The sequence below is a fragment of the Desulfocapsa sulfexigens DSM 10523 genome (assembly GCF_000341395.1).
Taxonomy (GTDB): domain Bacteria; phylum Desulfobacterota; class Desulfobulbia; order Desulfobulbales; family Desulfocapsaceae; genus Desulfocapsa; species Desulfocapsa sulfexigens.
The window spans coordinates 3,295,572-3,309,080 of the sequence record NC_020304.1 but is presented as its reverse complement, the minus strand read 5'-3'; the positions used below and the strand labels follow the sequence as shown (position 1 = coordinate 3,309,080).

At 43.9% G+C, this 13,509-nt stretch carries 15 protein-coding genes and 1 tRNA gene; 1 reads left to right on the top strand and 15 read right to left on the bottom strand.

Annotated elements, in window-relative coordinates; translation table 11 throughout:
- Positions 1-27: 27 nt before the first annotated feature.
- The 11 genes from UWK_RS14795 to UWK_RS14745 all read right to left on the bottom strand — a co-directional run bounded on the left by UWK_RS14795 (position 28) and on the right by UWK_RS14745 (position 10,604).
- Positions 28-1,047, bottom strand: a complete 1,020-nt coding sequence (locus tag UWK_RS14795) for a tetratricopeptide repeat protein (RefSeq protein ID WP_015405196.1) — start codon at positions 1,045-1,047, stop codon at positions 28-30.
- Between the two features lie 30 nt (positions 1,048-1,077).
- Complete coding sequence (gene tolB / locus UWK_RS14790) at positions 1,078-2,364, bottom strand: Tol-Pal system beta propeller repeat protein TolB (RefSeq protein WP_015405195.1); 1,287 nt, start codon at positions 2,362-2,364, stop codon at positions 1,078-1,080.
- Positions 2,365-2,462: 98 nt separating this feature from the next.
- Entirely contained in the window at positions 2,463-3,341 is an 879-nt protein-coding gene (locus tag UWK_RS14785) for an energy transducer TonB (protein ID WP_015405194.1), read from the bottom strand.
- A gap of 20 nt (positions 3,342-3,361) precedes the next feature.
- Positions 3,362-3,781, bottom strand: coding sequence for a protein TolR (tolR, locus tag UWK_RS14780; RefSeq protein ID WP_015405193.1), 420 nt, complete (start codon positions 3,779-3,781; stop codon positions 3,362-3,364).
- Between the two features lie 8 nt (positions 3,782-3,789).
- Complete coding sequence (gene tolQ, locus UWK_RS14775; protein ID WP_015405192.1) at positions 3,790-4,491, bottom strand: protein TolQ; 702 nt, start codon at positions 4,489-4,491, stop codon at positions 3,790-3,792.
- A 449-nt stretch (positions 4,492-4,940) separates the two neighbouring features.
- Entirely contained in the window at positions 4,941-5,378 is a 438-nt protein-coding gene (gene fabZ / locus UWK_RS14770; RefSeq protein WP_041917050.1) for a 3-hydroxyacyl-ACP dehydratase FabZ, read from the bottom strand.
- A gap of 7 nt (positions 5,379-5,385) precedes the next feature.
- Positions 5,386-6,126: an SDR family oxidoreductase gene (locus tag UWK_RS14765; protein WP_015405190.1), complete on the bottom strand. Its 741-nt coding sequence runs from the start codon at positions 6,124-6,126 to the stop codon at positions 5,386-5,388.
- A 3-nt stretch (positions 6,127-6,129) separates the two neighbouring features.
- Entirely contained in the window at positions 6,130-7,539 is a 1,410-nt protein-coding gene (locus UWK_RS14760; protein WP_015405189.1) for a phytoene desaturase family protein, read from the bottom strand.
- A 43-nt stretch (positions 7,540-7,582) separates the two neighbouring features.
- The gene (locus UWK_RS14755) at positions 7,583-8,968 is read right to left on the bottom strand and encodes a phytoene desaturase family protein (RefSeq protein ID WP_015405188.1); all 1,386 of its coding nucleotides are present in this window, start codon (positions 8,966-8,968) and stop codon (positions 7,583-7,585) included.
- 3 nt (positions 8,969-8,971) lie between these two features.
- Positions 8,972-9,223 carry an acyl carrier protein gene (locus UWK_RS14750; protein WP_015405187.1) on the bottom strand — a complete coding sequence of 84 codons (252 nt, stop codon included), beginning with the start codon at positions 9,221-9,223 and terminating at the stop codon, positions 8,972-8,974.
- A 142-nt stretch (positions 9,224-9,365) separates the two neighbouring features.
- Entirely contained in the window at positions 9,366-10,604 is a 1,239-nt protein-coding gene (locus tag UWK_RS14745) for a beta-ketoacyl-[acyl-carrier-protein] synthase family protein (RefSeq protein WP_015405186.1), read from the bottom strand.
- Between the two features lie 171 nt (positions 10,605-10,775).
- Between UWK_RS14745 and UWK_RS14740 the strand changes: the two genes are divergently transcribed.
- Positions 10,776-11,693 carry an NAD(P)/FAD-dependent oxidoreductase gene (locus UWK_RS14740; RefSeq protein ID WP_015405185.1) on the top strand — a complete coding sequence of 306 codons (918 nt, stop codon included), beginning with the start codon at positions 10,776-10,778 and terminating at the stop codon, positions 11,691-11,693.
- A 45-nt stretch (positions 11,694-11,738) separates the two neighbouring features.
- Here the strand turns inward: UWK_RS14740 and UWK_RS14735 are convergent, their stop codons facing one another.
- From UWK_RS14735 to UWK_RS14720, 4 genes are all read right to left on the bottom strand, one after another.
- Positions 11,739-11,930 (bottom strand): hypothetical protein, encoded by a 192-nt coding sequence (locus UWK_RS14735; RefSeq protein ID WP_015405184.1) that lies wholly within the window; start codon positions 11,928-11,930, stop codon positions 11,739-11,741.
- Between the two features lie 27 nt (positions 11,931-11,957).
- Positions 11,958-12,653, bottom strand: a complete 696-nt coding sequence (locus UWK_RS14730) for a hypothetical protein (RefSeq protein ID WP_083907315.1) — start codon at positions 12,651-12,653, stop codon at positions 11,958-11,960.
- A tRNA-His gene (locus UWK_RS14725) sits at positions 12,626-12,702 on the bottom strand. Before UWK_RS14725 ends, UWK_RS14730 begins: the two co-directional genes overlap by 28 nt.
- A gap of 58 nt (positions 12,703-12,760) precedes the next feature.
- Positions 12,761-13,411 (bottom strand): 2-hydroxyacyl-CoA dehydratase, encoded by a 651-nt coding sequence (locus UWK_RS14720; RefSeq protein ID WP_015405182.1) that lies wholly within the window; start codon positions 13,409-13,411, stop codon positions 12,761-12,763.
- Between the last annotated feature and the right edge of the window lie 98 nt (positions 13,412-13,509).

Sequence of the window (13,509 nt, the reverse complement as noted above, 5' to 3'; positions counted from 1 at the left end):
TTTGGGAAACTGTCTCGAACCCGTTTCCTATAGTGTTGAAAGCTTTTGTTGCGCTGTAACTGCCTCGGGGGATGATCCATAGGATGCTGTTATTTTCTTATAAATTATACGAGCAGTTTCGGTATCCGACAACTGTTCGAATGCCTCACCCTGTCTCAGAAGTGCCTTCGCAGCCTGTGGGTTTCCAGGGAAGCTTGATATGATCTGCTGATATTGAATGATTGCCTGATCATATTCCTCTAGTTTAAAGAGAGACTCTCCCATCATGTACCTGGCTATTAAAGCGTTTGACGATCCTCGCTGGGTGGCAGTTTTTTCAAAAAGTGTAAAGGCTGCTTTGTAGTTGCCATCTCTGTACTGCTGCATTGCCTGAGCATATGAGTCGATAGCCACCACTGTAGAAGTGGCAGATTTGACGGCAGATTGTTTGATAATTGCAACAGGAGCAGCAGTAGTGGTGTCAGTGGTGTCAGGTTCCACAGTTGTATTGGCAGGTGAAAAAAGTACTTTTTGTGAGGTTGCTTTCAAGTGAGAGATATCACCTTTTTCTGATTCTGCTCGTAATTGTGCAGCTTGCTGAGCCTTACGCATTGCTTCATCTGCAGCCATTTTTGCAGCCTTTGAACGTCTCTCAGCATCCTGGATACGTGCCAGTTGCATTGCCGTAAGTGATTCTTTCTGGCTGGTTATCCTGGAGTCGAGTTCAGCCACCTTTACGGTAAGTTTCTCTTCCTGCTGAATGGCAAGATTTTGTAAAGAAAGTTGTAATTCCTTGTTTTGCTCCTGAAGCAATCTGTTCATGTGCGCTGTTTCATCAAGCTCACTTTTGAGCTTCAACATGTCTGCCTGTAATTGATCGAGGTAGCCAGATGACATGGCTTGTCGCTGTTGCATCTGTTCAACGGTGTTCATCTTCATGTCATCAAGTTTTTTATTGATAGACCGGATATTATAGCTCAGGTTTTGGACATCCTGCTGGGAGGCACAGTGAGTAAGAAGAGGCATGAGGCCAACGAGAAGTAAGGGGGTCAGGTATCTTTTTTTCATTTGAGTAGTATGGCGTTAGGGATAAAAAAGTTAATTGTTGTCGATGGTCCATTGGGGATAGGTTTGGTTCCCCGGCATTTCGAATAATTGTCTCATTACAGAACCATTTTTCAGTATAGCACACACTTTCTGACTTTTCCCTTTACGCAGTGAGAAAAGGATTTGCTTGCCATCGGGAGACCAGGTCGGAGATTCGTGCTGTCCAGGGTCGTTGGTTATCTGCTGTGGCCGCGCATTAGGGAGCGGGGCAATGGTGAATATCTGGTATGTTCCTTCAATAAGACTTGAGTATGTTATCAGGTCACCTTTGGGGGACCAGCTTGGTTCGGCATTTTCCCGGCCCTGAAAAGTTATTCTCTGCACCTTACTGTCTCTCAGGTTCATAACATATATCTGAGGGGTTCCACTTCTGTCGGAGACAAAGGCAATCTGTTTGCCATCAGGAGCCCAGGTCGGTGAAACGTTAATACCGGAACGCTGGGTTAGCTGTTTTATAATCGTTCCCTTCCTGTCAAGGAGGAAAAGATCAGGATTACCATCCATACTGAGTGTAAGAATCATTTTGGTCCCATCTGGTGACCACGCAGGGGCCAGGTTCATTCCTCTACGCCTGGAAAGAGGGCGAGTTGTTGTGTTCTGATCGAGGTCGGTTATGTAGAGGTTTTGATTGCCGGAATGGTAGGAAGTGTAAGTCAGATACCTACCGCCTGGCAAAAATCTCGGTGAGACAACAAGATTTTTATGGCGAGTTATTTGCCTGGTGTTTGTTCCTAGAATATCAGTTACATAGACCTCTTTAAAACCAGTTGCGTCCGACACAAAAGCAATTTTACTGGAAGCAATACCATCCTGACCTGTCATTTCTTTGATAACAGCATCGCAAAAGCGGAACAGCATGTTTTGTTCAAGATTTCTGCTTCCATCATAGCGTTTCCCCATGAGCATATCACCCCCTGCAACGTCAAGTAGACGAATTTCCATGTTAATTCCGGTAGCAGAAAGTGAATAATTGCCGAGAACGACAAAATCAGCGCCAAGAGATTTCCAGTTGGCATCCTGACGCTTTCCATATTGTTCACTGGCAATAAGAGAAAATATACCATGGAAGGAAAGTGATTTGGCTAAAGTATCTGCAAGATCACGCCCCAGAGGCTGAAGACGTTCTGGTTGCGCAGTATTTATAAACCAGGGAACTGCTATATTTATTTTCCGAGCATCTGGAGAGCTTATGTCTATATAGGCAATCTCTTTTGCAGATGAGAGAGCAGGAAGGCCTGCAAGTAAAACAATAATAAATAAAAAGAATCGTGATTTCATAAGGGATAATTTGTAGTTGGAAAAAGAAGAGTTATAGGCATCAGATTATAAGTGTTTAAGAACTACAGTCAACCTTTTTCACTAGAATACAATAATGGTTAGCGAATCTGACCGGGGGTGAAACGGAGGCCGATTGTGAAATCAGATACTTTCATTGCGCCGGGAATTGGCGGGAGAGGGTTGGCGTCCTGGATAGTTCGGCTGACAAATTGGTCATAGACGCTATCGCCTGAGCGTTTTTCAAAACGGTGATTGATAATTTTACCATCTTTTGCAATATGGATAATGACCGTTGCAGAGAGATCAGGATTCCAGGGTTTAATTTCCGGCAGGGCCCAATGCTGATTGAGACTGCTTCCGATGGTGGCGATGTATTGATTTTCAATGGCAGTATTGGAATTTCCGCCAGAGCGCGTTGTTGTTGGTTGAGTCGCCGTCTGAGTTGCAGATGTTACAGAATCGGCCTGCAGCAGCTGCTTAAGTGCTTTGACGGCATCGTTTGCGGCAGCTGCCTCAGCATCAGCGAGAGCCTTTTGACGTCTGGCTTCCTCCAGGAGTTGCCGTCTCTCACGTTCTCTATCCCTTTGCCTGTTTGTTTCACTGGCTGTGTTTTTAGGGATTTTCACCTTAACCTTTCGTTTGAGTGGCTGGATTGAGATGGCTTCTACTGGAGAAGGAATGACTTCCTTGGTAACGGTTGGTCTGATGGGAACTATTGGGGCTGTCTTTTTTCTTTCTGCAGGTGGTGGGCTTGAGGAGGGCTTGACCTCCTGCTTTATCTGGGGAGGGGCGGGAGTGGGCTGGGGGGTTGATGGTAGTGGGGCTGCAATATTGACAAGATCAACGGAAAGAAATTCTTGAATTAGAGGCTTTTTGTGAAAGTATTTGGGGAGAATAATGGCCGATGCCAAAATGAGCACATGGCTGAGAACAGCAAGGTTAAAAGGGAGTTTCCAGCTGTTTGCAGAAGAAGTCATTGTATATTCTCTAAACACTATCAGCGGGGTTCTTCTATCGGATCGGTTATCATGCCAAGTTTATCAAATCCAGCGGACTTAATGTCAGCCATCAGGGCAACAACCACTCCGTAAGCAACATTTTTGTCGGCCTTTAAAAAAATTGGCTGTTCCGTGTTTTTCCCGTGCTGTTTTTCGAGTTGCTGACGAAACATTGTCTGGCTCACTTCAATTTTTCCAAGCAGTATTTTCCCATCTTTATCAAGTGTAACAATAACTGGTTCTTCTTTCTGGCGCAGAGACTTAGCCGTGGTTTCGGGGAGGTCTACCTCCAGACCCTGGGTCATCATGGGGGCAGTAACCATAAAAATGATCAGCAAGACAAGCATTACGTCGACCAAAGGGGTTACATTGATGTCTGAAACCAGGCGGCTTCTTTTGTTACCAGTATTAAATCCCATTGTGATTCCTATACCCTGCTGAGAAGGTCTCTTTCTACCAGATTGAGGAAGTCAGTTGAAAAATTTTGCATTTCAATCTCAATATCGCCAAGCTGGTTGGAAAAATAATTATAGGCAATAACTGCAGGAATTGCGACTGCAAGACCTGCGGCGGTAGCTACGAGCGCTTCCGATATCCCTGGAGCAACAACGGCGAGCGATGCCGACCCACGTAGGCCAATATCATGAAATGATGCCATGATCCCCCAGACGGTACCAAACAAACCGATAAAAGGGGTTGCAGATCCTGTGGTTGCGAGAAATGGAAGGGATTTTCCGAGAATAGCTATTTCCTGTGACTCTGCCTTTCGGATGGCTCGCTTGAGATTGTCCATGGTGGCAAGCTGCATTTCAAGAGGCTCGTTACCGTTACTGCCTTCTTCACGATTCCGAATTTTATTAATTTTTTGGAGTTCGGAAAACCCTGCCTGAAAAACAGAAGCTTCTGGACTTAATGGGTGTTCCTCTGCTGCATTGTTGGCATCATTTAAGGTTTTTGAAGACCAGAACACCTCGAGAAAATTATCGGTTTCCCTGATGGCCTTTTTATACATTCTGGTCTTCATAAAAATAATAGACCAGGAGGTGAGAGAAAAAATCAACAGGGTGAGCATTACCATCTGGCCCATGGGGCCGGCATGCATGATCATATCTGAAATTGAGAGTTGCACTGTTTGCAGTTCCTTGAAAATGTGAGATGAGAGGTACGAGAATTGTTTATTTTACTTGATTACCATCGAAACTCAGCTTTGCAACCCGGAGTTGTTCCGTGTCGATTATATGGGACGCCATAAACCCATCCCTGGGGGCTCTGCTGCGGCCGTCCAGGCCGCAGATGCCCATATAATCAACACGAAACAACACCTCCTCAAATGGGTAGGCTGAGGATTAGTGGTAATCAGGTTGTTTTATATATTACCTATACAGAAAGGTCAATCTTCTGCAATTTTACACAAATACCGTATATGACTGTCTAGTTGCTCCTGGTAAAATGATAAAGGGACTTCCATTCCGCACGCCGTGCAGATTACGGTACCATTGTGTCAACGACCGCGCAGTTCGGCCCGTTGTTCTTCACAAAAAATACAGACAAATAAGGGTTCAAGATCCTGTGGTGTCTTCATTTCGTTGGAGCTAAAGTACAGGCAAAATTGGCCTGCACAGCGACTTTATTATTTACTCGTAGAGTACCCTTGAGAAACCATGCCCCTCCAATCTTTTCTTTGAGGGTTACTTTCATCCAGATGGTATTACCAGGGTAAACAGAACGTTTGAATTTAACACCTTCAATCCTTGTCAAAACCGGAACACCATCAAGAACTTGTCCAGAGTCTTTTTGAAGCAGAGCAATAAGAAGAGCACCGGTCTGAAAGAGTCCTTCACAGAGGAGAACTCCTGGGAGTATAGGATGGTCGGGATAATGGCCTTTAAAAACTTCAAGATTTTCAGAAATCGTTTTCTCGGTGATAAGAGTCGAATCTGCAAACTCAACAATGGTGTCAACCCAGAGGAATGGGGGACGATGTGGAATGAGATCTGTTATTTTAATGTCATGCATTGCCTGCCTAAAGGCCTCCATTAACATCAAGTACCGTCCCAGTTATATATGCTGCATCTTTCGACGCTAAAAAGAGTACAGCGCTTGCAACTTCAGCAACTGTTCCAAATCTTCGCATGGGGACACTTTTTTTGTACGCCTTGACCTGCTCGGGAGTGAGATCGTCAATGAGTTCGGTGTCAATAAAACCAGGGGAAACGCAGTTGACGGTGATTTTTTTTCGTGCTGTTTCCTTTGATAAACTTCTTGTAAGACCAATCTGGCCGGCCTTTGATGCACCGTAGTTTGTTTGTCCGGCAAAGCCGAGCGTTGCAACAGGGGAGGTGATGTTGATGATACGGCCGTATTTCTTTTTCAGCATTAGGAGTACTGCACCGCGGCACATGTTGAAGGTGCCGGTGAGGTTAATATCGATTACCTGTTGCCAGCTGCTCTGATCCATGAGGGCCAGTAATTTATCACGACGGATTCCTGCATTATTGATTAGAATATCAATATAATCAAATTGCTTCTCAACAGCATTGAAAAAACTTGCGACCTGATCAGCATCAGCGACGTTACATTGGTGAAGCTGCAGGCGGCCATCAAAACGCTCGCATTCGGATATAAATGACTGGGCAGCCGCTGTGTTTCCGGCATATACTCCTATTACCGTGGCCCCCTGTTCGAGAAATTCAAGACTTATTGCCTTGCCAATTCCGCGGCTTGCCCCACTGACTACAACTTTTTGTCCTTGAAAATTCATCATTTATTAATCCCGGCTTCGCATATACGCATCGACATCATTTGACACAATGACTCCGTAATTAATAGCACCCAGCCATCCGGACATTATAATTCCAACAGAACCGACATGAAAAAGTCCACCTACCTCTTTGAAAATATTTCTGGAGACATCGAGACCTTCAAATTTGGTTCCAAACGATGTTCCGTGAGTATGCAGGGTGTATCTGTTAAATGTTCGTGGTGTCGCAGCCTCTATCCAGTCCATTTTTTCTTTGGCATCGGGAAAATAGCGATTCAAGTCAATAAGAGTACGCTCAATGAGTGCGTCTTTCTCGAGAGCATACTCCTCATCGGTAAAGTCTTTCCAGTCGTCAAAATTAGAGTTCATTGAGGCAACTATTGTGTAGCGGTTATGCCCTGGTCTGGTCTTTGGGTAATATACGGAAAAAGTTTTAGATTTTGTTTTAAAGTCGAGTAGTTCTGATGAATCGAACTCTTCTGCGGTGGAAGTGAAGAGTAGGTCACCTATGTCGTTGATTCGCTCATCTTTTTTTATGCCCATATAGACCTGGCAGGACGAATTGTTGACCCGGATTTTATCAGCTTTTTCCATGAAATCATCGGAGAATGCATCTCTGTCGGCAAGGTTGTAAATGGTGTTCGTAATTCCAGAGTTAGAAACAACTGAAGCCGTTTCGATCATTCTGCCATTACATTCAACGCCTCTGACAACACCCTTTTCAACAACGATGCGATCAACCTTAGCATTTGTACAGATTGTAACGCCATTTTTTTCAAGCTCGGTTGTCATCATTGCTATGAGTTTGTCCGTTCCTCCTTCGAAGGTAAATACACCCTTGTTCATAAAGTTTGAAAAAACAATACCATAGGTAATGGCAGGATCATCAAGAGTGGAGCCGTTTGCGTAACTGATTGGTTCCATCAGCAGCCTGTGAACGTCACTGCGTCCAGGGAAAAACTCATTGAATAGTTCCCTGGTTGTCATGGACTGATCATCATAGAAATTCATTCCGGCAACACGGGAGAAGAAAGAATCAATAACCGTTTGGGATATTTTAAATTGTCTGTTGAGCTTTTCTGTGAAATCCACCCTGTCGAAGGTAGTTTTCAGGTGAAACTGGGGATTGTCAAAAATTATGTCTTTTAATTGAACAATGGAGTTCATTATTTCCCTGTTCCAGTACTTTTTACAGGTTTTCACCATACCGTAGGGGAATCCATGGAGGGAAACATCAAAGATATGTCCCTTACGTTTGAACCAGGTGGCAAGGCCTCCAAGCTGGTTGTGGTATTCAAGGAGAAGCACTTTGTATCCGCAGTAAGCAAGGCGGTTAGCGGAAGTAAGGCCTCCAAGACCGGAACCAATAATTACAACATCATATTTATCAGCGGCTTGAGAGAAAGAAACAGGCATAATGATACATTGTAGGGTCTGAGATTATAAAAGAAAGTGTTTACTACAGGCGTGGCAGGATATGCTGATTGACAATGGATACCCCGCTTAACATGGAGCCGATAATACCGAGAAATCCCTGGTCGGTTCCAGCCAGGTAAAGATTGTCATAACCAATATCACCATCTTTTATCTTAATAGGGTTGCCGTAAATCGCCCCCTTTATTTTGGCAGTAAAGCGTTCAATAGTGAGCGGGGTGAAAGTATCACGATATACTATATCTGAGCCAAAATTACCAAGAATTTTCTCAGCGACGGAAAGGGATGTGAGGGCTGTTACATCCTTTGCTTTTTTGTATGAAGTTGTTTCCTTTTCAAGCTCTTTCCAATCTTCATATCTGGCGAGATGAGTGGTTCGTACTTCTCTGAAAGTGGAAAAGGGAAGATTCTCGAAGTTCTGAGGCATACAGATTACCCCTGATTTGTAGTCCACAAGTTGATCGGGTTGCTGGTAGGAGAACCTCTCTTCATTATTGAAAAAGATTATAGTACGGTTATGGGCAAGCGGCAGGTTTGTGGAGGGATCTATTTCAAAAATAGTTTCAACGAAGCCAAGTCGCGGCATTGATTGAATCCCGGATGATTTTCCAAGAAGGCTAAAGGTTTCTTCTGAGCCAACGGTAGAAAGTAGATAATCACAGCTGATTTCCTCACCATCATCTAGAAGAACGCCATGGACTTTCCTGTTATTTTGGAGAATTTTAGAGACTTTGGCACGGGTTCTGATCTCACCACCATTTTTTTTATAATGACTTAACAGGAGGTCAAGGAGGTCCTTGATGGTTCCGCCGGGCCGAAACATCCCTTCCAGAAAAATTGCCCTGAACATAATAACAAATTGGCCAAGATCCATATCATTTTCTATGGAGGAGCCGTAGTACATCAGGGGGCAGAGTAGCATGTCCGTCAGGAGTGAATTGTGAAGGTGCTGCTGAAGTACCTGTTTGGCAGATATGAAAGGAAGTGGCTTAAATGGGTCATATTCATCTATCAGCTGCAACAGTCGCTGGAATCCATCATAACTGGCGGGAAATTTCTCGGCAATTTCTGTTTCAAGAAGAGAGAAATCATTCGAAAAGAGAAGGGATTCCTGCCCTGAAAAACGAATTTCACTTTGATTCTGCTGGTGCAGTTCGAGTTCATTACGTTTTATTTTTAACTGTCTGAGGAGACGGTTTAATGGCGCGTTTTTTTCTTTTGGCGCAGCATAGTTTGTGATTGCATGAAGGCCAGTTTCAAACAGTCTGTTATTTCTATAGTAATAGGAGTTGAGCCCACCAACACGGGAGTGCTGTTCGAGAAGGAGAACGTCTGGAATGAAACGGGAAAAACGGACAGCGGCGGCAAGTCCCGAAAGACCACCGCCGATAATTAACAGAGGAACATGCACCTGCTATGCGTCGGCAAGAAGGGGTTCCAGGTAGTTAACACATGAGTCAAGGGTTGCAAGTTCTGGATAATCCTCTTCAGGTATCTGCAGTTTGTGACGTTTGCGTAATTCCATAACAATATCTAGAAAATCCATTGAATCGAGATCGAGCTGGTCTCGCAGAGGTTTGTCTGGCTGAAGTGCTTCGAAATCAGCATCTTCGTCAATATCTTCAATTATTTCAAGAATAAGGTTCTTAATCGCGTCACGTGTCATTATATGTATCTCCGGCAGTGGCCTGTAGTATGTCGTATATAAAAAAAACAGTATTGCTTTGACAAACTGCGCAATATACCACACGGGGAGTATTTTTTTATATTTTTTTTAAAAAAGTTGAATTATTTTCGCAACTCACTGATTATTTATACTTTTTTACAATTATGACAGAATTAATACCAACCATGCCAAAGGAATTATTAAGAATGGTATTAACGGATTTCAGCTGTTTGGGTTTGTCGAAAACCATGTTATCGAGTTCGCATTCCGGATCAAGGTTTTGGCAGTTGATGCTGGGATGGACAAGATTATCATCAAAAGCGGGTAAATTCCCCGCAAGTTCCAAAACTCCTGCTGCACCCATGGCGTGACCGATAATGGATTTGGTGTTGTTTATATAGGTGTTCGGGGCATCACCAAAAAGGTTTCGAATAGCTTTACACTCTTCAATATCGCCCTGTTTTGTCCCGGTGGCATGAGTATTGATAATATCAATATCTTCCGGTTGCAGCCCAGCTCTTTCGAGGGCAAGCTCCATACACTCTGTTTGCCTTTCATGGAAGGGGAGTACATAGTCACGTGCATCTGAGTTCATGGCGTAACCAACTATTTCAGCATATATTCTGGCACCCCTTGCAAGGGCACTCTCAAGACGTTCAAGGACATAAATACAGGCCCCTTCAGAAACAACTATACCATCGCGTGAGGTATCAAAAGGCCTGCAGGCCTCCCGCGGATCCTGCGCTGATCCAAGAGCGCCCTGAGCCTGAAAACTTGCAAAAATACCGAAGGATCCGGTGGACTCGGAAATACCTCCGGCAAGCGCCATATCAACCTCTTTGAGGCGCATCATTTGAACTCCCTGGATAAGAGACGCGTTTCCTGCAGCACAGGCGGCTCCAATTGAATAATGGGGCCCGGTGATGCCGAGATTCATGGTGATTTCTCCGGCCGGGTTATTCAGTACCGTCCGGGGATTATGATGATGGGTCCAGTAATCAACGTTGTAATCATACTTGCTGATGTTATATACTTCATTTTCTGTCTCAACGGTGCCATGTTCAGTGAGACCCACATAGACACCAATGCGCGAACGTTTGTAATGATCTATGGCAAGCTCTGCGTCAGCAAGGGCCTCGTTGGCACAGTAAACAGCGAGGCAACCGGCACGGGTTCCCCGTTTGTTTTCCTTTTTTTTTCTATATTTTGTTTCAGGGAAAGTACAGATGCCGGCCGGGGCCTTTCCGAAATAACGAAGATCTATTTCTGTGATTTCGCTGATACCAGCGAGTAATTTTTCACGATATGTTTTAAGGTTGTCAGCATTAGGAGCTGCAAGGCCGACACCTGTTATTACAATTCTTGGTAGTTGTGTTTCCATGATGGCAGATTGACTGATGTAGAGTGGCTGATTATAGTGCTATTCCTGTTAACTCTTCCATTTAGAATGCAGATTGAATGTATTCGCGAAATAAGCAGATTTATGACAATTTGACAGAAAATTCAAGGTTAATACACTTTTTATATTTTTATCCTAATCGGAGTAAAAGAAATGAATGAAAGAAAAGATGTCGTTATAATAGGGGCAGGTCCTGCAGGAATTCAGGCTGCCATCCATGCTGTACGTAAAAAATGTGATGTGCTCCTTCTTGGTCGTATCGAAAGAAGTGCCCTGTTCTCTGCCCATGTTGAAAATTATGCCTGCGTTGCAGGTGTTAAAACAGGTGAAGAACTTCTTCTTGCTGGTTTGGACCAGGTAAAGAATTTTGGGGCACATCTTATGGAAGACGATGTCTTAAAGGTTCATCAGGATGATGAAGGCTTTGGCCTTGAACTTGAAAGTGGAGTAACGGTCTTTACCAGATCTCTTATTTTTGCAAACGGTACTGCCAGAAAAAAACTTAAGGTTCCCGGGGAAAAGGAGTTTTTTGGAAAGGGTGTTTCTTACTGTGTTGATTGTGATGCTAACTTCTTTCGTAATGCCACCGTTGCTGTTATTGGGAATGCCAGTGCAGCCATCGATGGTGCCCTGACTTTGACCGGTTACGCAGGCAAAGTATATCTTATCAATCGTGAATTGATGGCTTCTAAGGAGTTAATTGCCAAACTTGAAGAGTCTTCAGTTGAGAATATCAGCGGGACATGGGTTACTGAAATTGCAGGTCAGGACGCTGTACAGACAATTGTTCTGGAGAATGGTGAGCAGTTGGCGCTTGATGGGGTTTTCGTTGAGCTTGGAGCTAAGGGAGCAATGGAACTAGCCCTTGAACTCGGGATTCAATTAGATCTTGACACCATGAGCCATATTGATACAAACAAAAAAACAGAAACCAATGTTCCAGGTGTATACGCGGCAGGGGATATAACCGGTCACCCTTATCAAATGGCAAAGGCAGTTGGGGAAGGATGCATTGCAGGCATGGAAGCTGCCAATTTTGCCAAAAAACAGAAACGAAAGGATAAAAGTTAATACTTTTCTTCAGGAAATAGCCATTGCAGAAAGATATTGCTGTGGCTATTTCTTTTTCAATAATTCCAGAAACTCTTCAGAAACGGTTCCGTTTAAGGCTTTTATTTTTTCTTCCAACTCCTCGCTGAGAGCAACCCGACCTTCCACGACACAACCACGTCGTCCGGGAACACACTCTCCGTGCAAACGTTTACATTTGTCTTCAACGATATCGTAATTTTTACAGTGAAAAGTCATGGCGGTACAGTTGGTTGTGGGGATAGTTTACAGTAGGTTTTTTGCTTTCAGGTCACTTATAAACAGATCAATCAGCTGCTGGTAATACTTTCGGGTCATGACGGGATCAATAGACTGTGACCGTGCTGTCCATATAAGTTTCTCAGTCTCTATGTCATACAGGCTGGTCTCAAGCGTCACCTTGGTTGTACTGTTATAACTTCCCGCTGAATAAACCGATTGATAGATAAAGGGATAATACCCATACAGTCCACTTGAATAACTTTTTGTCCCGATGGTCAGGTTATCTGGTTGATGAAAATCCTTTTCATCAGCACTGACCAGATGGGTAATCAGTATGGTTTTAGCTCCACTCTTTTTGATAACCTCCCGAAGAGCCGCTTCGTCAGGTTCGATACCTTCTTTACTCAGAGTGTAACTGGCAATAGCATTGCTGTCAGTTGCAATAAAGCTGTCTGTAAAGGTGTCTTCGTATATACGGCGCTTGGTTTCATCCTCTGAAACTCCAACAACAAGAACAGGTTCGATGGCAGTTTTTTTAAAGGATGGGTCACTTGTGCTGGACAGCAATCTGCTTGAAGAACAATTCAGCAGAAGAGTGCCCAAGAGAAACAGGGAGATTATTTGTATTGTTTTCATAGGGAATATAAAAAAAAAGAGTTTCAGGTTGGTCACCTGAAACTCCCGAGAATAGATGGGGTGAGTGATGGGACTTGAACCCACGACCTCCTGGGCCACAACCAGGTGCTACCACCAACTGAGCTACACCCACCGCCTAAATTTCGGTGCAACTTATACCCTTTGTAAGAATATTTGGCAAGAGTTAAATTTTACAGATCAGCTTTGCAGTGCATACACTTGTTTGCCTGTGTCTTGATAAGTTCAGCACAATATGGACATTCCTTCTTGAAATTATCCTTTAGCAGTTTGGTTATCACCATATTACATTTCTGTTCAAATTCCGTGTTGCGGAAGGTGTGGTTTCTGATTGCATCGATACAGGAGAGATCATTGAGCTTGCTCAAGAGGAGTATGGCTCTATTACGCCCTGCAGGGCGGGCTGATTCATCAAGAACCAAAGTCATAACTGAATCAATATCTTTGTTTTCAACACAATTGTCCAGGGCTGCAATGGCCTCCTTTTCTTTTCTGTAGCGGGCGTTCTGTTCCCTCATAGCCTCTGGGTCTATAATGGAACCTGTAAAGGCCATCTGAGATCCAACCATCATCACATTTTGTTCTGTGGATCCGGGAAGCTGCATGCTTCTGTAAGTTGCCTTGTGACCGTAGTTGGCTTCAACCTTTTTCCAGCCATTAGTGAATGTTGGGCACTCATCGTTGAGACATATGAAAAGGACTTCTGAACCCCAGCCAAGGCCATCACCTACATGAACTGGAGGTGCTTCGCAGCAGGCCATTTTGGAATTGCAATCTGGACAAATATGTTCCTCTTCGAGAACACTTAAGTTTTGAATAATCATGAATAACTCCTATATAAAATTATATCTATCCTGTTATTGAAGAGCAGGAGAATGAAAACTTTCAGGTACCGCGCATTGAGTTCCTTCTGACCGAAGGA